Here is an 18,823-nt window from a genome sequence, read left to right as displayed (position 1 = left end):
GCGTCAACGTGCTGTGGGCTCTGATCCGCGACCGACGGTGCTATCAAGTCGTACCGCCCGTCACCGCAGCGGCTTGACAACTTCATTGGGAAGCCTCCGCCAGGTTGGTGGTGCGGTGGGCGGCGTCGTAGGCGTCCAGGACGGCCTTGGCCGGGTTGCCCCGGTCGGCGACCTGGTGGCCGTTGGCGCGCGCCCAGGCCCGGATCGCGGCCAGTTCCTCCTTGCTGCGTTTGCCGTTGGGCTCCGGGGCAGCGACCACGGCGGCGGTGGCCTGGTCCTCCGTGCCGGCGCGGCCGCCGGACTTCACCTGGCGCAGCTGTGCCTGCGCGGCCTCCAGTTCGGCCTTGGCCTTGGCGACCCGCTCCTCTGCCGCCCGTTGCGCGGCGTCGGCGGTACGGCGTTCGGACAGCTCGGTGAGGTCGCTGCGCACGCGGGCGGCCCGGTTGCGGATGGAGGCAGCCTGGTGGCTCCCCGCCCACCCGAGCAGGGCCTCGATCCCGTCGGTGTCCATCGTGCTGCCGGGCTCCGCGGCGGCCGTCTCCGGGGTGCTGTCCTCCGTGTCCGCTTCGGGGGCGGGCAGCCCGGTGTTCTGGACGACTTCGGTGATCTTGGTGTGCTGGAGAGCGTCGGCGAGTTCGGCCTCCGACAGGCCGAGGGTGTCGCGGACGTGCTCGGGGCTGTCGCCGTTGTTCAGCATGGAGACGGCGGTAGCGGTGAAGGCGTTGACGGGCATCGGGACTCCAGCCGTCGGAGTGTCGGGGGTGGCGAGGTGGGGGAGCAGAGTCACCAGGTCGTCCTCGCTGCAGGGCAGTCCGAGCGCGCCCAGCAGGTCGGCGAGGTCGGCCTTGTCACGGGCGTGGTGGGCGACCACCAGGGCAGCAGCAGCGTTCTGGCCGCTGTCGAGCGGAGTGAGTTCGAGATCCTCGGCTGCGAGGGCCTCTTTCATGTCGGTGAACATGGCCGGCCCTCCTACGCGGCCCTGGGGCGGGGCTTGCGCTGAGCGCTGACCAGCAGCTCGCGGTTGCGCTTCTGCTGGGCCTCGGTGAGCGGGCGGGCCTTCGCGCCGTGGCGGTGCCACAGCGGGGAGGCGGGCGGCTCGGGGTAGGCGAGGGAGTGTTCGACGTCGCGTTGGGTGTCGCTCATGGGCGCCTCCTGGTGGAGGGGTTCAGGCGTGGTCGTCGTCGCGCCGGCGTTTGGTCTGGATGTCGGAGGCGAACCGACCGAGGCGGCGGGCCTCAACGGGGTTCGCGGCGATCCAGTCCTCAGCGCACGCCTTGTGCACGGGCTCCCCGTAGTGGGAGCGCATGGGCGTGGGCTTGTCGCACAGCACGCAGGGGCGGTCCTGCCAGCGGTCGAAGTGCTGGCTGTCGCGCCATTCGAGGAGAGCGCCGGGAGCCGGGACCAAGCCCGGCTCGAACAGCGGCTTCTTGCCTCGGGTGCGGGTCAAGGCCGGAAGTCGGGCAGCTGCTGGAACACCTGCGTCAGCAGGTCCGGCGTCGGCTTCCAGGCCGGAAGCGCGCCCGTGGCGGGCACGGGCAGGGCCAGCTCCTGGACGTCGGCGAGGACCAGGTGGTGCGCGCCGCGCTCCGCCCAGGGGCTGGTGCACGTCCCTGGGCCCCGGTCCGGGTGGCAGTCGGTGAGGCGGGCGACGCCGATAACCGCGCCCAGGTGTAGTTCGCGGCCGCGGATCGCGGTGGCGACCAGTGGGTCGCGCAGCACGGCGGGCTCCGGCTTCTTCTTGCCGGCGTGGATGAGGACCCAGCCTTGCCACGGCCAGTTGACGGGCCTGTTCTCCGGGTTCTTCCCGGCGAGAATGCAGGTCGCCCAGGGCTGGCGGATCGTGATGCCGCGGATCCAGTCACCTTCGGGCAGGGTGGCGATGCTCATGCGGCTCGCCCCCACAGGCTCGTGCCCGGACGGCTGGCCCGGCGCCCGTTGACGGACGGCACCGTGGCGTGTGCGGAGGTGGCGAGCACCGCGCGGCCGGTGTGCTTACCGTCGTACAGCGCGGCGTCGGCCGCCCTCTGTAAAGCGGTCAGGTCGCGGGTGCCGATCACGTCCGGGGACGCGGCGCCGACCGAGGCAGCGACGGCGACCGTGCGGCCGTCGTCCAGGGTGACCGGGGTGTGCAGCATCCGGACCAGCTGCTCCAGGTGCTGCTCCCGGCGTTCGGCGGGCAGCTCCAGGACCACGGCGAACTCGTCGCCACCGAGCCTGCCGACCGCAGCGCGTGGACGCGCCCAGGCCGTGAGCCGGGCCGCGATCGACGCGAGGACGGTGTCGCCCGCCGCGTGCCCGAGGCCGTCGTTGATCTCCTTGAACCTGTCGGCGTCGACCATGACCACGGTCGTGTCGTCGTCGTGGCGGGCCAGGAGCCGGCGGGCGCGGGCGGTGTAGGCGTCGCGGCGCAGGAGTCCGGTGAGCGGGTCGCGGTGGGCGGCTTCCAGTCGGCGGCGCAGGCGGACGTCGTCAGCGAGGACGGCCAGGGCGAGGGGGAGCGCGGTGGCGGCGATGACGAGGGTGCGCGGCGGCTGACGTAAGAGGGTGGAAGAGGGCATGATGGGGGTTCCGTTCTCGCCCGTGCGGGCGGAATGAGAGAGGCGCACCCCGAGCTGTCCAGGCGTGGGGGTGCGCCTCTTGCTGTGTGGGTGCCTGCCGCCGGGCGGTGCCGGGCGGTTCAGGCATGCTGGAAGTGCTCCCGGTCTCGTGAGGGACGGGAGCGGTCCGGGATGGTCGACCTCTGCCGATGCTGCGGCCGTCCCGGGCCTGCCTGCCTTCGGCCGGTCAGGCTCGGAGCGGGGCGGGGACCGTGGTCCTCCGGAGGGTGGCGTGCGGGTGGTCGTCGGGGCCGCCGTGCACGGTGCAGCAGGTGTCGGGGTGCGGGCGGGTGGCGGTGTAGGCGGCGAGCAGGTCACTGGCGCAGTGGACGGGCTGCCATGCGGGGGCGGTGCACGCTTCGTCGTACGGGCAGGGGACCAGCAGGTCGAGGACGCCGGCGCGGAGGGCGAGGATCATCCGGTCACCGCCGAGGCGGATCTCACCGATCCGGTCGCAGCCGGTGAACGCGGGGGCCTCGCGCCACTGCCACAGCGGCAGCAGCTCCGCTCCCAGGACGCGGCGGATCAGCGCTTGACCCGCATCGCCGTCCCAGCCCGACTCACGGCGGCGGGTGTCGGCGGCGCGCTTGAGCAGCAGCTCCAGGCGGCGGACGCTGTCCGCGAAGACGACGCGGTCGAAACCCTCGTCGTGCAGCTGCGGGAAGGCGGCGACGGCCTCGGCGTGCTGGCGCCGCACGACGGCCTCGGGCACGGCCCGCTCCGCACTGCGCCCGGCCTGACGCTGCACGCACACCTCGGCCAGGGCGGGGACCACGAACGCGACGGCAGGAACGCCGTGGCGGCGGGCCGCCTGCACGAGCCGGGTCCTGACGCGCTCCTCGGTGTGGGTCGCATCCACGACGGTCGTCCTCTTCCGGGCGAGGCGGGCCTCCAGCACGGTGTGCAGCGCGGCGACCGCGTCCGCGGTGGCCGCCTGGTCCCCCGCGCAGTCCGAGACGAGCGCCCGGAAGTGGTCGAGTTCCAGGACCTGCGTGGACGGCCAGGTACGCGCCCAGGTCGACTTGCCGCTCCCGGCGGCCCCGATCAGGACGATCAGCGAGGGGTCGGGAAACGTCGTGTGGAGTGACTGTGCGGCGCCGAATGCGGGGGACTGGGGCACGGTTGCGTGCATGCTGGGATCTGCTCCTTCTTCTGTCGGATTGCGCTCTGGTGGCGGAAGGGGTGGCACCGGGACGGCCGGGTTCCTACGCCGACGGCCGTCCCGGGTGCCCTGTCTGCCTCCGGCTCGTCAGGCCGGCGGGGCGGCGCGGGCGGTCAACTCACGGATCCCGGTGAGGTCCTGAGCACACTCAGCGGCCGGGTTCTGGCGGGCGACGGCGGTGGGGGTGTCGAGGCCGGTGCCGCGGAGCGCGTCCAGGACGTACGCGTCGAGGCGGCCGTGGTGCTGGGCGGCGACCGCATGCCCGGTGGCACGGCCGTAGGCGTAGCTGTAGGCGTACATGCTGGCGTCGGTGTCCGTGAGGGCCTGGTCGACGGCGCGGCGCGCGAGATGCTCGATCCAGGTCTGCGCGGCCGACTCCCGGCGGGCGTGCGACGTGGTGAGAGCCACCGAGGTCGCCCACCGCCCGCTGCCGCAGGTGCGGCCGCCGCACTGCTCCCAGTTCCACTGCCGCTGGCGCATGCCCTCGGGGTCGGCGTCCCAGTCCGCAGCCCAGCACACGGCCCGCTCGGGGATCTGCTGCTGGATGACGTCCAGGACGTCCCGGCCGGCGGCGCCGAGCGCGCGGTGGGCGTCGGTCTCCTCGAGGACGCGGATCCGGTGAGCCAGCAGCCGGTAGGGGTAGTGGCGCTGGTTCCAGTTGCCGGTCTCGCCGAGCGGCTGGACGATCCACAGCCGCACGGGCCAGGTGATAGGCCAGATGCCGGTGTCCTCCAGCGCCTCGCCGACGCGCTTGACCATGCGGAAGTACGAGAAGGGGCTCTCGTCGAACCACCGGTTGGTGCAGGGCTTGGGGTGGTCGAGCCGATGTTGGCGGCGAGGTTCACCGGGGTGCCGGCGTGCCGGGACATCTCGATGATGCCGTCGGTAGGGGTGGCGATGTACCAGGTGACAGGCTTGCGGGCCATGCGGTCCTCCACGAGGGGGTGTTGGCGGCCGGGGCCGCTCGGTAACCGGGTGTTGGTCGGGGTACGCACGTCGGCGGTCAGGCGCGGATCGCTGGTGGTGATCGGGCGCTCAGTGGCCGGGCGCGTGGACGGCGGTGGTGCGGACGGTGTCCGCGAGCAGCACGGCCAGCTCGTGGCCGTGGCCGACGGCATCCTCCAGGCGCTCGATGAGCTCCGGGGGCAGGCCGCGGTTGCGGGCGCCGGTCAGGACGCCCTCCAGGTAGAGGACGTCGGCCAGGACACGGCCGCGGACGTCCAGGACACCGGGCTGCACGGCGAGGACGTCGGCGTTCTTGGTGGTCGCCAGCTGCGCGTGGTCGGCGGCCTCGGTGTAGGCGGTCTCGGTCTGCTCGGTGAGCAGCGTGTCGACCTGTGTGGTGTCGCTGTAGGCGCGGCGCCAGCCGAAGCGGGCGGCGGCGGCTTCCATGAGGGAGCGGCGGGCGAGGGGCACGGTGACCTCCGGGGAGGGCCTGTCGTCGGGTCTCGGCTGACCGGGCGGACACCGCACGGTCCCGCCGTCGCCCGCCAGAGGCGGTGCGGCGGGGCCGTACGGAGAGCGTCCGGTCAGCGCTTCGGGCGGCGCAGGATCGTGAACTCGGTGCCGGTTCCGTAGGTGCGCGGCTTGGTGGTCAGGAACTCCGGTTCCTCGTCCGCGAGGCGCTGCAGCTCCTCCTCGATCCACTCGGTGGAGCGCTGGAGGGCGAGGCGGTCCAGGTGGAAGCTGGTGAGGTAGACCGTGGAGTCGTAGTCGGAGCAGCGCTCCGCGTTCAGCCGGCTGCGCACGATCTCGCGGGCGGCGGCGTCGTCGGGGCGGGGCGGCAGGTCGCGGGGCAGCGCTCGGCACTGAGCGGCGTGGGCGTTGGCGATCTCCCCGCCCACGTGCTCGGAGGCGATGTAGTTGTCGCGGTCCGTCTTGGAGCGGGTGCGGTACGAGCAGCCCAGGCAGGCGACGGCGTAGTAGGTGCCGTTGACCCCGGCGTCGGCGGTGTAGACGAGGACGACGGCACCGGCCAGCCCGAGGAAGCGCTGGGTGACGATGACGCCCTCGGGCTTCCAGGTCTCGCCGATCTCCGGCCGCGGCTGCGGGGTGTGCTCCGGCTCGGTGGCGGGGCGAGTGCGGGAGAAGAGGGTGAGTGCCATGGGATTACTGCTCCTTCTGGTTGGCCTGGGCGTGGATGCGGGCGATGGTGCGAGGGCCGGCAGCGATCGCGAACGGGGTGATGAGCGCGCCGGCGAGGCTGGCGTAGGTGGCGAAGAAGATGGCGGGAGTGCTCACCGGCTGTCGTCTCCGGCGCTCGCTGGGGTTGAGCCGGTCCCACACGGCGTGGGCGTCACGGTGAGCACCGACGGCCTTGAGGTGGTCGTCCTCGGTGGTGGCGGTGTGCTCGATGCCGCACCGCCCGCCCCGGAAAACGGCCTGGCCCCAGCCGCAGGCGGGAGTCACCGGCGGTCGCCCTTGCGTAAGGTGATCCAGGTGGTGACCAGGGCGGCGGCCACGCCGATCGCGCGGTGCGCCGCCTGGTCCAGCTCCATCAGCGCGGTGCCGGGGCCGGAGACGTCCTGGACGGCCTTCGGGTACTCGGTGCCCTCGCCGCCGGTCTTGCGGACGACCGTGGCGTGCTTGATGTAGTCGGACTTGCCGGCCTTCTCCGCGAGCCAGAGCAGCGGTTCGCGCCGGTCCAGGATTCCGTGGGTGATCGCGTTGATCGCGGCGCCGGTGAGCAGGGCGCTGGCGGGGACGCGGTAGCCGAGGGTGCGGGTGACGGCGAGGGTGGAGGCGAGCTGTACGGCGCTGTAGCTGGCGACGTGTCGGCTCACCGAGCGGCGGCCGTACGCGCTGGCGGTGCAGGTGCGGCCTTCCTTGCCGTGCCGCCAGGGGTTCTCTTCCACCGCAGAGCCGTCGTTCTTGTAGACCAGGTGGGAGCCGTGCATGCCCTTGGTCGTCGCGTCGTGCGAGTTCTGCACGAACTGGTCCCCCAGGGCGTGGACTCCGTCGAAGACGGCGGTCAGGGCGGCGACCAGGGCCAGGCCCTCGATGGCGCGGAGGCGATCGATCATGCTGGGTGTGCTCCTCATCTCGGATTCGGGGTGGGGTGCGGGGCGGCCGGCCTCTTGCCGATGCTGCGGACGCCCCGTGGTGCCTTCGCCCCCGGCCGGTCTCCGGCCGGGGGCGGTGGTGTTCAGAACGGCGGCTCGGTCTCTCGGCTCAGGCGGCGAGCAGGTGCTTGGCCGGGGGAGTGATGTAGGAGGCGGGGGCGGCGGGCGTGCCGTCGTAGCACTCCAGGCAGGACCCCAAGGTCTTCAGAGGGAGGCAGTGGAAATAGCGTCTGCCACAGGTGCCGCATGTCTGGCGGGCCGCCATCGCCTTGTCGAGCGCGGCTTCCTTCGCGAGCGTCATGGGGAGCTTCGGCTTCGCCAGGTCGATCCGGTACAGCCACGCCCACCGCTTCCCGCCGCGGCATTCGAGCCGGGCGACGGGCTCCTGGCCGTCGGGGCGCAGCCCCATCTCGCGCAGCTGGCGGCGGGTCGCGAGCCCGGCGCCGGCCTGGCGCCACCGGAAGACCGGTAAGGAGCCGTCGCCGGGGTCGTGCGGGTCGACGTCGACCAGGTCCTGGTCCTGCTCGGCCATCACCTGCTCCAGGTCCCGGGGAGCCGGTCGGGGCGGTGCGGATAGCGGGGGCCGGGGCGCTGCGGGCGTGGCCGGCCGATCCGGCGGCGCGGGCGGGAGATGAGCACGAGCGGTTCCTCCTGATGTCGGTGGACAGCAAGCGCCGCGCCCGCCGGCTGTTCGTCGGCGGGCGCGGCGCGAGGTGGCCGGTCGGCCTGTCCAGCCCTCGCCCACCCGAAGGGTGGGCGAGGACCAGGCGGAGCGACCGGAGGTCAGTCCCGGAAGGGGCAGATGCTGCGCGGGTGTTGGTCGTCGGCCGGGGCCGGGGCGGGCACGTGGACGTGGATCTCGGGCTTGACGGAGACCTTCGCCGGGCGTCCGACGACGCGGCGGCGCAGGGTCAGGCCGCGCATCGCGAACGCGGACAGGAGCGTCCAGGCGAGGACTGCGAGGCCGGCCGCGAGGGGGCGGCTGGTCGCCGGGGTGGCCGTCCAGACCATGAACACGGAGGCCGCGCCCCACGCCGACCACATCGCGCGCACCCCGTTGTTGCGGGAGAAGCAGCCGAGGACCAGGCCGGTGATGCCGGTGAGCAGCCACAGCGTGTAGACGGTGGAGGCCGCGACCGGGAGGCCGGCGGAGTGCTGCGCGATGTACGTGCGCACCGGCTGGTCGACGACGGCGAACACGCCGTGGGAGGTGTCGACGCCGACCTGCACCTTGGGCGCGGCGGTGAGCAGCTGGCGCAGCCCTTGGAGGACGACTTCGCCGGCGGCCTGGGCCATCAGCACGACGAAGGACACTCCGGCCACCATCAGAACGGCCCGGAGCCAGGGCGCCATGTGGTGCAGACCGTCCTTGGGGGCGCTGAGGACGTCCTCCCACATCGCGTGCAGGACGCCGCCTTCCTCCCATGCCTCCTGCCACCAGGTGCGCAGTGCGGTGAACCGCGGCTCCTTGGGCGGGGCCTTCGGGAAGGGCACGGGAAGGTAGGCGAGCTCCTGGCGGCCGCGGCCGGTGTTGTCGTTGGTCTGCACGGGGCAACTCCTTGTTGTCGATGCGGGGTTCACGGAGCGTGCGAGTGGGCCAAGCTGTGAGCGACGGGATTGAAGAGAGGGGGCGGCTGCGATGGGGTGGTTCACCCGCGATGAGCCGGAAGAAGTCGTCTTCGAAGAGGTCGTGGACACGGACGGGACGATCTGGCCCGCGTTCACCGACGACGACGGCGTGCTGTGGATCGACGTGGACTACGACGTCGAGGTGACGATCAACGGCGCGATCGTCGACGGGCAGATCCGGGGTGCCGAGGTCGATGAGCACGGCCGGATCTGGATCGACTACGACTGACCGCGAGGCCGGACGGCCTGTCCCGCACCCGAAGCCCCGGCCCTGTGGGTGAGGTGTCGGATACGAGGCAGGGCGCCCGGAGTTCAGCGGACGTCGTTGCGGGTGCGGGAGAACATCCCGCGCTGGTTGCTGGTGTTGTTGATCTGCGTGTTCTGCACGACCGGGCCCTCGTAGACCGTCTTGGACACCGACTTGCGGGCCTTGCTGATCGCGCCGCCGATCGCGGTGGCGACCATCGCGAGGCCCGCGAACGGCAGGGTGACCATGAGGACGCCGTAGAGCGTGACGGAGGCCAGGCCCTGGAGGACCAGCCAGGTCCCGCAGCCGATGCCGGTGATGCCGGCGCCGACTCCGATGGAGGCCACCGCGATCCCGGCCGCCCACGCGGGGACGATCCGCTTGTCGTCCTGATGGACGGGCGGGGTGTCGCCGTAGGCGGGCAGGGGGGTGTCGTCGCGGAACGACGTCGGGATGTGCCGCACGAGCGGCATCTCGGGCCGGAAGGACCGGGCGATGATCCGCTCGGCTTCGGCCTTGGCTTCGTCGTCGGTGAGCGGGCGGGTGATGGGCTCGAAGTCCACGGTGATCTCCGTTTCGGGGCAGACGCGGGGCGCCCTCCCCGCCGTGGTGGCGGGGAGGGCGCAGGGGGCGAGAAGGGGCGGGCGGGCTACTGCTGGTCGGCGGCGTCCTCGAGCGCGGCCGGCGTCGGGTACTGCAACGGCCGGCGGGTCTTGGAGCGGACCACCAGGCCGCTTTGGCGGCCGGTGCGCAGGAGGTCGGCGACCAGGGCGCGGGCCTCGGGGCTGGCCGCGAGGATGTCGGTGGCGTCGTCGACGACCAGGACCAGGGGACGGTTCATGGGGGTGTTCTCCTTCTCGTTCGGCGGGGGGATCGGGGGTGGTCAGAAGCTGCTGATCCATCCGGTGAGGGAGGACACGGCGCTGGTGATCGTGGGGGCGATGCCGGTGCTGGCGAGGAAGAAGCCGAAGAGGCAGACGGCGATGCCCGGCATGATCCGCTGGTAGCCGGTGCGCACCAGGATGACGACGATGATGCCGAGCAGGAGGACCAGGGAGATCGACAGGGCCATGTGTATCGGTTCCTTCGGTGAGTGGTGGGTGCGGTCGGTTCAGTTGTCGGTGAGCTGCCACAGGCCCCGCTTGCGCGAGATGGCCAGGCCCTTCGCCTTGAGCTGGGAGCAGGCGTTGCTGACGCTGGAGGGCTGGAAGCCGGGCAGCGCGGCACGCAGGTCCTTGAGCTGCTTGGGTCCGTCGGTGAGCAGTTCGAGGATCTGGTCCTGGAGGCCGGGCTCCTCCCCGATGTCGGGGCTGCCGTCGCCGAACGGAATGCCGAACGGCGCCTCGAACGCGGCGGGTGCTTCATCGCCGTCTCCGCCGTCGGCGTCCGGGGCCGGGGCGCCGGCCGCCGGGGTGCTGCCCGGGGCGTCGGAGAACGCCTGGGCGAGGGTGTCGCAGTCGGCGTACGGGTTGGTGTGCCGCACGCCGTAGATCGCGGCCCCGGCCTGCGCGGCCTTGGCCTCGCCCTCGGTCAACCCGGTGGCGGGTTCGTCGCCGTACAGGGCGATCAGGTCGGGGTAGACCCCGTCCTTCTTTTCCGCGAAGAAGGTGCGCATGAACTTGGCGCGCCCGTCGAGGAACATGTACGCCATGCCCGCGGTGGACTCGCCGTCCTCGTCGTCCTTGCCGGAGAACAGCGCCTCGATCTGCCCGTTCTCGTAGATCCGGGCGGGGATGTTCTCCATCTGGAAACCGGCCGGGGCGATGCCGTCCAGGCCCATCTCCTTGGTGGAGGAGGAGGCGGTGCGCATGAGGAACAGCGCGCCGACCTTGCCCTGCTGGCGGATCGCGTCGTCGTCGCCGAGGTCCTTGAGGTGCAGGGACTGCACGGCGAGCCGGATGCCGATGCCGACCTTGCGGCCGGTCTTCTGGATGTCGGCGATGAGGTAGGCAGTCGCCTTGCGCATCGCTTCGTCCGGGTGGGACAGCAGCCGGTTGATCTCGTCCAGCGTGATGTTGATGAGCGGCCACGGCTTGTTGAGGGCGAAGTCGCCGCGGCCCATCTCGTTGGAGATCCGCTCGCGATACTTCATGACCGCGTGCGCGGCCGTGAGCATCAGGAGCGTCTCCACCGGGCCCTTGGCGAACCAGTCGACCCGGCCCTCCGCCTCCGGCAGGCTCATGCCGCCCTGGACGTCGCCGACCCAGGAGACGACGCTGCTTCTCTTCTCCGCGGCGAGGATCAGGTTCTGCAGGACGGACTTGCCCGCTCCCGTGACGCCGGCGGTGATGCCGCGCAGCGCACCCTGGCTCGGGTCCCACAGTCGCATCCGTGCTGGCTTGCCGTCGTGGCAGACGCCGATGGTGACGCGGCCCTTGGAGTCCATCGTCAGGTCATCGGCGGTGGCCTTGCGGACCTTCATCAGCGGGTTCGTCTTGTAGATGGAGACGACGCCCTGGCGGATGCCGTCCGTTTCGATGACGAGCCGGGAGGGGTCGTCGATGCCGAAGGCGGAGCAGATCGCCGTGTGCGGCAGGTGGATCTCCTTGCCCGGAGGGGAGGCGACCAGCAGCACGATGCGGTGCGGTTCGGCCCGGTAGTCGAGCAGCTCGACACCGGGGGCGGCCTTGCCCGGGGCGGCGACCGCGCTCTCCCACAGGCCGCGGATGCCTTCGGCGACGGCCTCCACGTCCTCGCTGGTGGGGCGAGCGACCAGCCGCATCCGGCCGGGCCCGGACCCCTGGATCGGACGGATCTTCACGGTGCCGACCGGGAAGTCGAACGCGGCGGCCAGCTGCACCTCGGTGAAGGTGGGCACGGCCTTCCCGGCCTGGGCGACGACGACGGCTTCGAAGTCGGGCCGGTCGGCACTGAACGGGGTGATGGACACCAGTCGGGTGCCGTCGCCGGTGGCCTGCGCCCATTTCGCGGCGAGGAACTCGGTGTATGTCAGCTCCCGGGCGGGGCCGGTCTGCGCCTGGTGCTCGGTGAGCTCCAGGACCAGGCCGGCGCTGCGGGTGAGCGGCGCCATCCAGCCCATCAGGGACGCCCAGGCGGCCGGGGCGACGGCCTCCCACCAGTTGAAGCCGGGGGTGATCAGGTTCGCCACGTAGGTGCCGGCGGCCGTCAGGAACGGGATCGCCCGCTGGGCCCGGGTCAGGACGCTCAGGCCCTGGTCGGGGTCCTTGGTCTTCGTGTACAGCCAGGCGAGGGTGCCCAGTCCGATCCCGCCGGAGGCGAGGTAGGACCAGGCGCTGTCGTCGAGCTGCGGGCCGACGGCCATGCCCGCGGCCGCGAGGGCGTAGGAGGTGCGTTCGGCCAGGACGCGCCGGTAGATGACGTGGCCCGGGACGCGCTTGGTGGTGTCGGCGGCCGGCGCCGCCTGGTCGATGGTACTCAACACTGCCTCCGTTCAAGGGCAGGCAGCGGCAGGGGCCGCACCCGATCCGCTGGGTGCGGCCCCTGCTGCTGCGGGGTGAGGGGTTGTTCAGCTGCGGCGGCCGGTGCGCCGGTAGAAGCCGGGCTTGGCCTGCCGGACTCCGGAGCCGTTGGAGGCTTCGTAGCCGGGGCGGTACTCCCGGTCGTGCGCGGAGTTGAAGCCGCGGGCGTCGGTGTCGACGGCGTCGGCGGCGTTGACCATCTCGCCGGACGCCTCCGCAACTCCGGTCAGGGCGGTGGAGGTGTCCTCGATCATGGAGGTGAAGCGGGGCTCGACTTCGGCCTGGCCGCACATCTCCGACAGGCGCATGGCCGCGTTGGCGTTGGCCTGCATGTGGGAGCGGAGCAGGTGCATGCCCTCCTTAAGGAAGAGGGCGGAGGCGGCGAGCTTGGCGGTCCGGCCGGCCAGGGCGAGGAACCCGTTGCCGCTGCTGGCGCCGCCGGTGCCGACGACGCCGTTGTTCATGCCCGGGATGGCGGGGAGGTTGTCACTCACGTGATCTCCTCTCAGTTCTCGTTGTGGATGCGGGCGGCGGGCACGGCCAGGCCCGCGTCCTCGGTGGCCTGCTGGAGGGGCCGGTAGGCATCGAACATCGCGTTCTCCGCGCTCTCGGAGAGTTCCGCGGCCGTCAGGGACTTGGTGGACATCTCGTCGGCCTTGCGGGCCAGGAGCTCCATGGACTCCGCGAGCTTCGCCATCGCGGCGCCGGTCATGCGGCCGATGACGTTGTGCGTGGAGTGCAGGTCGGCGGCGAGTTCGTCCAGCTCGTGCCGGATCTGCCGGGCCTTCTCGGAGAGCTTGCGACAGGTCTCGTGCGCCTTGAACGACTGCTCGGTGAGCTCCTCCAGGACGTCGAGCGTGTCGTCGAGGGTGACCTCGGTCTCGTGCTGGGCGTCCATGTCCGCGACGCTGCCGCTGCCCCACTTCGTCAGCCAGGCGTCACTCACGCTGTTCTCCTTCGTGCTCGAGCTCGAGGTGCCGGCATCCGGCCCGGCGCCAGACGTCGCAGGGCCGGATGCCGGGGAGTCGGCCCGCTCGACCGTGATCGGCCCGCTGGGAGCGGACGCCGCCGTCGCCATGCCCATCGCCTCGAACGGCGACAGGCGCGGGGGTGCGGTGTCGGTGCCGGGCACCGTGCCGCCGCCCGGCGGGGCCGGGGCGGTGGCAGCTCCGGCGACCGCAGCGTCCGGGGCCGGGGCGGGCGTTGGGGCGGCCGGAGCGGCGGGGCCCGGCGGTGTGGCGGTGCCGGTGGGCGGCGCCGGACACGGCCCCGGAACCGTAGTGGTGCGCATCCGGGCGCGCTTGCGGGCCCTCGCCTTGGCCGTGGACCAGGGCGTGCGGCGGGCCGGCGCCTTCGCAGCCGGTCCGGCCGGAGCCTTCGCGGCGGGCCCCGCGGGGGTGGTGCTGCCGGGCTTGATGGTCTTGGTCTTCGGACCGGTCTTCTTCTTCGCCTTCTTGACCTTGACCTTCGTGACGATGGGCGGCCCCATCTTCTTGCGGCGGCGCTTGAGCCGCTTGCTCGCGGTCTCGTGCACGGCCTCGCCGAAGGTGGTCCGGCCCCGGACGGCGGACTTGCGGGCCGCGTCCATCTTCTTGCCGTACTCGCGGTCGAAGCGCCGGCACTTGCGGCAGCGGCAGCCGTACGTGTCCGACGCCGCCATCGTGCCGTGCGCGATCCCCGGCGTGAGCTTGAGCTTCTTGCCCTTGCGGGACTTGCCGCCCGGCGCCGTGGGCACCGGGGCCGGGATCGTCCCGCCCTTGCCGGAGCGGGTCTTGCCCATTTTCCCGCCGCCGCGCTTGCTGCCGGGCGCCGTGGTGCCCGCGCCGCTGCTGCCCTTCCCCTTCGGCTTCGTCTTCGGGCCGGTGCCGGAGGTGGTGGTGCCGGGCTTCTTGCGCAGGATCCCGGACGGACCGGTCGTGCCACGCGGCGACTTCTTCGTGCCGCTCTTCGGGCCGGTCGTCGTGCCCTTGCCGGTGCCGGGACCCTTCGAGCTGGTGGTGCCGGGCGGATTCTTCCCGCCCGACCCCGTGCCCTTGCCAGGGCTCTTGGCGCCGGGGCCCGTGCCCTTGCCGGTCCCCGTCCCGGAGCCCTGTCCGCGCTTCTTGCCCAGGCCGCCCGACGAACCGCCGGTCCCGGCCCCGGTGCCGCCGGGACCGCGCCTGCGATTCGTAGTGGACCCGCCGCCACCGGAGGAGCCGGACCCGCCGCTGCCGGGGCCGCGGTTCTTCTTGCCGCCACCGCCGCCACTGTTGTTCGGGCCCTTACCGCCGCCGGAGCCTCCCGTGCCGCCCGAGCCGCCGGACGATCCGGGGCCGCGGTTCTTCTTGAGGTTCACGCCGCCGCCCTGCGAGGTGCGCTTGAGCGGGGTGATCCCGGAGCTGTTCTTGTTCGGCGAGGGAGTGCGGCCGCCGCCGCCCAGGCCGGTGCCCGAACCGCCGCCGCGCCCGCCCCGCGAGCCGCTGCCAGAGCCGCCGGAGCCGCTGGGCGAGCGGGTCGTCGACCCGCTGCGCCCGCGGCCTCCCGAGCCGCTGTACGGGCCGCTGCCGCCCCGCCCGGACCTGCCCGGACCGAAGCCGCCCGAGCGTCCTCCCGGGCCGCCAGGACCGCGCTGAAGCGTCTTGCGGCCGTACTCGTGGCTGGGCTGCACCTGCTTCTTCGAACCGCCCCCGCCGGGGCCGTCCTTGGCGGTGCCCGCAGTCTTCGCAACCGCTTCGCGCTGCTCCCGGTTGGCCCGGCCAGCCGAGACGGCGGAGTGGATGCCGCGCATGGCCGCCAGGGACACCGCGAGGATCGCCGCCAGGGACAGCGAACCCAGGCGCGGCGCGGCGGGCTGCGCACCCTCCGAACGGAAGGTCGCGGGCACCATCGCGCCGCCCGCCGCGGGTGTCGCGGCGGGGGCGGCGGCGGGCTCCGCGTCGGCGGTGAACGGGGTGCCGAGACCGGGCTCGGGCAGGGCCGCCATGACGTCCATCGGGTCGGTTCGCGTCGCGGGTGCAAACGCTTCGGGTGTGGCCGGGGAGGCGTCTGCGGGGGCGGCGAACGGCACGTCGGCCGGGGCCGAAGCAGGGAGTTCCGCGGGGGGTTCGGCAGGGGCGGTGTAACCCACGCGGGGGAAGTAGATCAGGTTGTTCGGGCCGTCGTCGTCGGCCATGACGTCTCCCTCTCGGAGTTGACAGACGGTCACCGCCTGGGGCACCCTCGCGCGCGCACGTCACGCGCGCGCCTTGGGGTTCTCCAGGCGGCGAGGAAGAAGCGGTGATGAAGAAGAACTTCGTCACCCTCCGTTGCGCTTGAAGAAGTCGTGCAGCTCCTCGGTGAGCTTGCGCCACACCTCGGGACGACCTTCGCGTTCGGCCTTGATGGCCAGGGTCCGGCACGCGTCGTACCAGACCCCGGCCCGCTCCTTCTCGGTCGTGGCTTCCGCGATCCGCGCATTCCAGTGCTTCGCGCGGTTTTGCGTCTGCCGAGGCGTGCTCAACCCTGCTCTCCCTTCGGGAAGTAGTCGTTGATCGAGGCGTTCGGCCGCTCACCGCCGGCCGCCATCGGCCACTGCTGCCAGGGGTTGTCCGGCGCCACGAACTCCGCCGGCCTCGCCTGCCCAGCCGCGCCCGGCACCTGGCCGGCCGGGGCGTTCAGCGAGGTCACCGTCTTGTCCAGGGACTTGGCGACAGCGGCGCCCAGGGCGGCCTGCCTGCCCTGCTTGCGCTCCAGCTTCCGGGCCTCCGCCGCGGCCCTGCGCTGGGGCAGCTCCAGGACCTCGTTCTTGTAGGTCGCGTACAGGGCCTCCGCCTTGCTCGCGGCCTCGCCGGACGCCTTCTGCATGGCCTTGAGCTGCCGCGACACCTTCCAGGCGCGGATCTTCTTGGCCATCCAGCGGTCGCCGTCGATGGGCGTCTGCTCCAGGCGCCGGCGCACGATGTCGGCGATCTGCCCGTACTGCTGGGCGTCGCGTACGTGCTGGTCACGGACGGTGGCGGTGAAGGCCCGCAGGCCCTCGTCCGTGAACAGGGCGTTGATATCCATGAGGTGGGGTTCTCCTTCTCGGGACGGGGGCGATCTGGGAGGCTTTGTCGTGGCGTTTCGGCGCCTTCACCGCGTCCCCGAGGTGTTGACGGCATCTCGGGGGCCGGTGGAACCGTCGAAACTACGGTTCGTGCAGGTCAGCGCCGCTTGCGCGGCAGCAGGCGGGGGTGGCACCACCAGCAGTCGGGCCCGTGGTCGTAGGGACTGCGGGAGTGGACGATCAGGAACGGCGTGGCCAGCACGGTGGCCAGGGCCACCAGGGAGAGAACCACGCCGACCACGTACATCGGGGTACTCATCTCGAACTCCTGACTTCGGTGAATGCGCAGGTCACTGCTGGGGCCGGTAGCCGTCGGCGATGAGCGCGACGGCCTCCTGGCGGTACTTGGAGGCGGTGTCGGTGGACGACACGTCGAGCTCGCGCTGGACGTCGGCGATCGAGACGACCCGGCACAGCTCGCGGTGGATCCCGTCGGCGTCCAGGGCGAAGAATCCCGCGCCGGCCGCGAACGCCATGCGCGCGACCTTGCGGACCGCCCGCTCGCGCGGCGTCAGCTTCGCGGCGTCCTCGATTTCGACCGCGCGCCGCTCGACTTCGGCGGCGGCGAGCCGCCTTTCGGCAGCGGCGTACTCGGTTTCGGCTTCACGCTTGCGGGCCGCCTGCGTGTTCGCGTCGGCGGTCGCCTTGCGCTCGTTCTCCTCCGCCGTGAGCCGGTCGGCTTCGGCGGCGCGGCGGCGGGCTTCGGCAGCGGCTTCCTCCGTTTCGGCGGCGACCCGATCGGCTTCGGCAGCACGCTGCCGAGCCTCCGCGATCTCCGCTGTCTCGATGGCCTGAGCCTCCGCCGCAGCTACCCGGTCGGCCTCCGCCGCGAGCCTCCGCTTCTCCGCCGCCCGGCGCTCCAACTCCGCCGCGCGGACGTCCGCGGCGGCCTTGGCCTCGCGCTCCTGGGCCTCCTTACGCTCCGCCTCCGCCTCGCGGGCACGGGCCTCAGCGATGACGGCCGTCTCCAGCGCGGCCTCCTCCAGCTCAGCGGCCCGCTCAGCGGCGCTGACCTGGGCTCGGGCATGCGCACGGGCCTGGCCGGTCTCGCCCTCCACCCGGGCGCGGACGGCTTCGAGCTTGCCCTCCGCCTCCAGCCGGTCGGCTTCGGCCTGCTTGCGCGCGAGCTCCCGGCGCGTCTCCGCGTCCAGGCGCCGGCGCTCCGCCTCCTCCGCGCGGGCCTGAGCAGCACGTTCTTGCTGCTCAGGCATCGCGAGGGCCTGCGCGACGGTGTAGCCGTGGGCGGCCATCTTCATCGGCAGCAGTTCGTCCTCGGTGGCCTTGCCGAGGACGCCGTTGTACTTGCGCTTGAGCCACTGCTCGTAGCCGATGAGCTCCTGCTGGCGCCGGATCATCTCCGGGTAGGAGGTGACGTTGTGCAGCCGCATCCGGCGGTAGAACCGCGGGGTTGCGATGGGGGAGAGGATCCAGCGGTGCAGCGGGATCCGGTCGGTGACCGTTCCCGCCTCCAGCCTGGCCTTTTGGATGATCAGGCGGCGGGCGGCCTCGACGCCGATCACGAAAAGGATCGGCATGACGCCGTGGCTGGCGGCCTGCACCGGGTCGGTGCCGATGTGTCCCTGTGAGCTGGCGTTGAACCAGATCGTCGCCCCGGTCATGGCGTGCGCGGCCATCCGCAGGAGCGGCCACGGGGTGCCCTTGCGGATCAGGTACAGGTCCAGGGCGAGGAACGCGATGATGCTGGCGTCGACGCCGACCGGGAACCAGGGGGCCAGTTCCTGGCTGAATCCCCAGCTCAGGGCGACCTTGGCCAGGGTGCTGTAGGACATCGCGAAGCCGATGACGCCGACCAGTGTTCCCCCAATCGCGGCGACGAGGGACAGGGCGGTCATCAGCCGGTCGCGGGTGGGCTTGATCGTCTTCCGCTTGTCCGGACTCGAAACGCCCCGGGCCGTACCCGAAACCTTCTCGGGTGCGCCCGAAGCGCGGCCCGGCGGGTGCGAAGCAGGGGTGTCGGGAGCCGCGGTCTGCGGCATGCCAGTGATCGTCATGGGGGCCTCCGGAAGGGGTCGTTCAAGGCGGGGTCGAAACGGCGGCCGGTGCTCCCGAAACGCGGGGGGTGCATTCCCGAAACGGCGGCCGGTGCGGGCGGTTGATCACGAAACTGGCACCGGCTCTACCCGCTCCGGGCGCACGAAAAGGCCGGCCTCCCGAGGGGCGGGCGGCCGGTGCGGGGGAGCGCTGCGGGGCGGCCCCGAAACTGCCTGCCGCGCCCGCCGGGCGGGAACGAAATCAGCTCTCGGGCAACCGCGCGCCGTGCCGGATGAGGTCGGCCGTGGTGATGCCGAAGTGGCGGCACCGGTCGATCAGCGGCTGGAGCCTGTCGCTGTCGGCGCGTGTCTCGGGCGAGCCGACGCCGTACCGCTGCTGCGTGGCGAACAGCTCGTTGAGCGCGGCCGCGGTGCGGGCGGCGTGCCGCTCGAAGCGGCCCTCGCCCACCCACTCCTCCGCGATGACGTGGAGGGTGGTGCGCCAGCTGCCGCTGTAGTCCTCCGGCCCGGTCGGCGGGATGTCGCTGCCGAAGATCGCGAAAGCGGCGGCCTGGGCAGCGGCTTCCGTGCCGGGCTGGAGCGGGGTCATCGTCGTGGCCATAGGGGCCTCC

Annotated in this window: 25 protein-coding genes; 1 reads left to right on the top strand and 24 read right to left on the bottom strand. The window is 72.4% G+C overall.

The window, feature by feature from the left end; all coding sequences use genetic code 11:
* Positions 1 to 82 precede the first annotated feature (82 nt).
* From ABZ719_RS31195 to ABZ719_RS31135, 13 genes are all read right to left on the bottom strand, one after another.
* On the bottom strand, positions 83 to 958 hold the full coding sequence (locus tag ABZ719_RS31195) for a histone-like nucleoid-structuring protein Lsr2 (RefSeq protein WP_366728508.1): 876 nt from the start codon (positions 956 to 958) through the stop codon (positions 83 to 85).
* 11 nt (positions 959 to 969) lie between these two features.
* The gene (locus tag ABZ719_RS31190; RefSeq protein ID WP_366728507.1) at positions 970 to 1,143 is read right to left on the bottom strand and encodes a hypothetical protein; all 174 of its coding nucleotides are present in this window, start codon (positions 1,141 to 1,143) and stop codon (positions 970 to 972) included.
* A gap of 22 nt (positions 1,144 to 1,165) precedes the next feature.
* A complete protein-coding gene (locus ABZ719_RS31185; protein ID WP_366728506.1) occupies positions 1,166 to 1,447 on the bottom strand; it encodes a hypothetical protein in 282 nt (93 codons plus the stop codon).
* Positions 1,444 to 1,887 carry a hypothetical protein gene (locus tag ABZ719_RS31180; RefSeq protein ID WP_366728505.1) on the bottom strand — a complete coding sequence of 148 codons (444 nt, stop codon included), beginning with the start codon at positions 1,885 to 1,887 and terminating at the stop codon, positions 1,444 to 1,446. The genes ABZ719_RS31185 and ABZ719_RS31180 overlap by 4 nt, the downstream gene beginning before the upstream one ends.
* A complete protein-coding gene (locus tag ABZ719_RS31175) occupies positions 1,884 to 2,558 on the bottom strand; it encodes a GGDEF domain-containing protein (protein WP_366728504.1) in 675 nt (224 codons plus the stop codon). The genes ABZ719_RS31180 and ABZ719_RS31175 overlap by 4 nt, the downstream gene beginning before the upstream one ends.
* A 226-nt stretch (positions 2,559 to 2,784) precedes the next feature.
* Positions 2,785 to 3,729 carry an ATP-binding protein gene (locus ABZ719_RS31170; protein WP_366728503.1) on the bottom strand — a complete coding sequence of 315 codons (945 nt, stop codon included), beginning with the start codon at positions 3,727 to 3,729 and terminating at the stop codon, positions 2,785 to 2,787.
* A 117-nt stretch (positions 3,730 to 3,846) separates the two neighbouring features.
* Entirely contained in the window at positions 3,847 to 4,518 is a 672-nt protein-coding gene (locus tag ABZ719_RS31165) for a hypothetical protein (protein ID WP_366728502.1), read from the bottom strand.
* A 276-nt stretch (positions 4,519 to 4,794) separates the two neighbouring features.
* Positions 4,795 to 5,175 (bottom strand): hypothetical protein, encoded by a 381-nt coding sequence (locus ABZ719_RS31160; RefSeq protein ID WP_366728501.1) that lies wholly within the window; start codon positions 5,173 to 5,175, stop codon positions 4,795 to 4,797.
* Positions 5,176 to 5,288: 113 nt separating this feature from the next.
* Positions 5,289 to 5,864, bottom strand: coding sequence for a hypothetical protein (locus ABZ719_RS31155; protein WP_366728500.1), 576 nt, complete (start codon positions 5,862 to 5,864; stop codon positions 5,289 to 5,291).
* Positions 5,865 to 5,868: 4 nt separating this feature from the next.
* A complete protein-coding gene (locus ABZ719_RS31150; RefSeq protein ID WP_366728499.1) occupies positions 5,869 to 6,168 on the bottom strand; it encodes a hypothetical protein in 300 nt (99 codons plus the stop codon).
* The gene (locus tag ABZ719_RS31145) at positions 6,165 to 6,782 is read right to left on the bottom strand and encodes a hypothetical protein (protein ID WP_366728498.1); all 618 of its coding nucleotides are present in this window, start codon (positions 6,780 to 6,782) and stop codon (positions 6,165 to 6,167) included. The genes ABZ719_RS31150 and ABZ719_RS31145 overlap by 4 nt, the downstream gene beginning before the upstream one ends.
* Positions 6,783 to 6,930: 148 nt before the next feature.
* Positions 6,931 to 7,353, bottom strand: coding sequence for an RRQRL motif-containing zinc-binding protein (locus tag ABZ719_RS31140; protein ID WP_366728497.1), 423 nt, complete (start codon positions 7,351 to 7,353; stop codon positions 6,931 to 6,933).
* A 251-nt stretch (positions 7,354 to 7,604) separates the two neighbouring features.
* Positions 7,605 to 8,369, bottom strand: coding sequence for a hypothetical protein (locus ABZ719_RS31135; protein WP_366728496.1), 765 nt, complete (start codon positions 8,367 to 8,369; stop codon positions 7,605 to 7,607).
* A gap of 91 nt (positions 8,370 to 8,460) precedes the next feature.
* On the opposite strand from ABZ719_RS31135, the gene ABZ719_RS31130 reads away from it, so the two are divergent.
* On the top strand, positions 8,461 to 8,679 hold the full coding sequence (locus tag ABZ719_RS31130) for a hypothetical protein (protein ID WP_366728495.1): 219 nt from the start codon (positions 8,461 to 8,463) through the stop codon (positions 8,677 to 8,679).
* Between the two features lie 83 nt (positions 8,680 to 8,762).
* Here ABZ719_RS31130 and ABZ719_RS31125 read toward each other — a convergent pair whose 3' ends face one another.
* The 11 genes from ABZ719_RS31125 to ABZ719_RS31075 form a co-directional block, all read right to left on the bottom strand.
* Positions 8,763 to 9,260: a hypothetical protein gene (locus ABZ719_RS31125; RefSeq protein WP_366728494.1), complete on the bottom strand. Its 498-nt coding sequence runs from the start codon at positions 9,258 to 9,260 to the stop codon at positions 8,763 to 8,765.
* A gap of 86 nt (positions 9,261 to 9,346) precedes the next feature.
* On the bottom strand, positions 9,347 to 9,538 hold the full coding sequence (locus ABZ719_RS31120) for a hypothetical protein (protein WP_366728493.1): 192 nt from the start codon (positions 9,536 to 9,538) through the stop codon (positions 9,347 to 9,349).
* Between the two features lie 42 nt (positions 9,539 to 9,580).
* Entirely contained in the window at positions 9,581 to 9,769 is a 189-nt protein-coding gene (locus ABZ719_RS31115; protein WP_029380917.1) for a hypothetical protein, read from the bottom strand.
* Between the two features lie 39 nt (positions 9,770 to 9,808).
* Positions 9,809 to 12,097, bottom strand: coding sequence for a hypothetical protein (locus ABZ719_RS31110; protein ID WP_366728492.1), 2,289 nt, complete (start codon positions 12,095 to 12,097; stop codon positions 9,809 to 9,811).
* Positions 12,098 to 12,184: 87 nt separating this feature from the next.
* Positions 12,185 to 12,631: a conjugal transfer protein TraB gene (locus tag ABZ719_RS31105; RefSeq protein ID WP_366728491.1), complete on the bottom strand. Its 447-nt coding sequence runs from the start codon at positions 12,629 to 12,631 to the stop codon at positions 12,185 to 12,187.
* Between the two features lie 11 nt (positions 12,632 to 12,642).
* Entirely contained in the window at positions 12,643 to 15,288 is a 2,646-nt protein-coding gene (locus ABZ719_RS31100; RefSeq protein WP_366728490.1) for a hypothetical protein, read from the bottom strand.
* Between the two features lie 123 nt (positions 15,289 to 15,411).
* Positions 15,412 to 15,615, bottom strand: coding sequence for a hypothetical protein (locus ABZ719_RS31095; RefSeq protein ID WP_037970934.1), 204 nt, complete (start codon positions 15,613 to 15,615; stop codon positions 15,412 to 15,414).
* A complete protein-coding gene (locus tag ABZ719_RS31090) occupies positions 15,612 to 16,160 on the bottom strand; it encodes a hypothetical protein (protein ID WP_366728489.1) in 549 nt (182 codons plus the stop codon). Before ABZ719_RS31090 ends, ABZ719_RS31095 begins: the two co-directional genes overlap by 4 nt.
* Positions 16,161 to 16,297: 137 nt before the next feature.
* A complete protein-coding gene (locus ABZ719_RS31085) occupies positions 16,298 to 16,459 on the bottom strand; it encodes a hypothetical protein (RefSeq protein ID WP_366728488.1) in 162 nt (53 codons plus the stop codon).
* 31 nt (positions 16,460 to 16,490) lie between these two features.
* Entirely contained in the window at positions 16,491 to 18,212 is a 1,722-nt protein-coding gene (locus ABZ719_RS31080; RefSeq protein WP_366728487.1) for a DUF2637 domain-containing protein, read from the bottom strand.
* 241 nt (positions 18,213 to 18,453) lie between these two features.
* Positions 18,454 to 18,813, bottom strand: a complete 360-nt coding sequence (locus tag ABZ719_RS31075; RefSeq protein WP_366728486.1) for a hypothetical protein — start codon at positions 18,811 to 18,813, stop codon at positions 18,454 to 18,456.
* Positions 18,814 to 18,823 lie beyond the last annotated feature (10 nt).

The sequence above is a fragment of the Streptomyces sp. NPDC006743 genome (assembly GCF_040703815.1).
GTDB lineage: Bacteria > Actinomycetota > Actinomycetes > Streptomycetales > Streptomycetaceae > Streptomyces.
The sequence above is the reverse complement of the archived record's forward strand: the minus strand, read 5'-3'. Positions and strand labels throughout refer to the sequence as shown.

What these genes read in the sequence shown, in the direction of transcription:
- ABZ719_RS31195 (WP_366728508.1), bottom strand. Translation starts at nt 958, where the DNA reads ATGTTCACCGACATGAAAGAGGCCCTCGCAGCCGAGGATCTCGAACTC.
- ABZ719_RS31090 (WP_366728489.1), bottom strand. Translation starts at nt 16,160, where the DNA reads ATGGATATCAACGCCCTGTTCACGGACGAGGGCCTGCGGGCCTTCACC.
- ABZ719_RS31115 (WP_029380917.1), bottom strand. Translation starts at nt 9,769, where the DNA reads ATGGCCCTGTCGATCTCCCTGGTCCTCCTGCTCGGCATCATCGTCGTC.
- ABZ719_RS31130 (WP_366728495.1), top strand. Translation starts at nt 8,461, where the DNA reads ATGGGGTGGTTCACCCGCGATGAGCCGGAAGAAGTCGTCTTCGAAGAG.
- ABZ719_RS31175 (WP_366728504.1), bottom strand. Translation starts at nt 2,558, where the DNA reads ATGCCCTCTTCCACCCTCTTACGTCAGCCGCCGCGCACCCTCGTCATC.
- ABZ719_RS31170 (WP_366728503.1), bottom strand. Translation starts at nt 3,729, where the DNA reads ATGCACGCAACCGTGCCCCAGTCCCCCGCATTCGGCGCCGCACAGTCA.
- ABZ719_RS31155 (WP_366728500.1), bottom strand. Translation starts at nt 5,864, where the DNA reads ATGGCACTCACCCTCTTCTCCCGCACTCGCCCCGCCACCGAGCCGGAG.
- ABZ719_RS31080 (WP_366728487.1), bottom strand. Translation starts at nt 18,212, where the DNA reads ATGACGATCACTGGCATGCCGCAGACCGCGGCTCCCGACACCCCTGCT.
- ABZ719_RS31140 (WP_366728497.1), bottom strand. Translation starts at nt 7,353, where the DNA reads ATGGCCGAGCAGGACCAGGACCTGGTCGACGTCGACCCGCACGACCCC.
- ABZ719_RS31085 (WP_366728488.1), bottom strand. Translation starts at nt 16,459, where the DNA reads ATGAGTACCCCGATGTACGTGGTCGGCGTGGTTCTCTCCCTGGTGGCC.
- ABZ719_RS31100 (WP_366728490.1), bottom strand. Translation starts at nt 15,288, where the DNA reads ATGGCCGACGACGACGGCCCGAACAACCTGATCTACTTCCCCCGCGTG.
- ABZ719_RS31180 (WP_366728505.1), bottom strand. Translation starts at nt 1,887, where the DNA reads ATGAGCATCGCCACCCTGCCCGAAGGTGACTGGATCCGCGGCATCACG.
- ABZ719_RS31075 (WP_366728486.1), bottom strand. Translation starts at nt 18,813, where the DNA reads ATGGCCACGACGATGACCCCGCTCCAGCCCGGCACGGAAGCCGCTGCC.
- ABZ719_RS31190 (WP_366728507.1), bottom strand. Translation starts at nt 1,143, where the DNA reads ATGAGCGACACCCAACGCGACGTCGAACACTCCCTCGCCTACCCCGAG.
- ABZ719_RS31120 (WP_366728493.1), bottom strand. Translation starts at nt 9,538, where the DNA reads ATGAACCGTCCCCTGGTCCTGGTCGTCGACGACGCCACCGACATCCTC.
- ABZ719_RS31145 (WP_366728498.1), bottom strand. Translation starts at nt 6,782, where the DNA reads ATGATCGATCGCCTCCGCGCCATCGAGGGCCTGGCCCTGGTCGCCGCC.
- ABZ719_RS31165 (WP_366728502.1), bottom strand. Translation starts at nt 4,518, where the DNA reads ATGGTCAAGCGCGTCGGCGAGGCGCTGGAGGACACCGGCATCTGGCCT.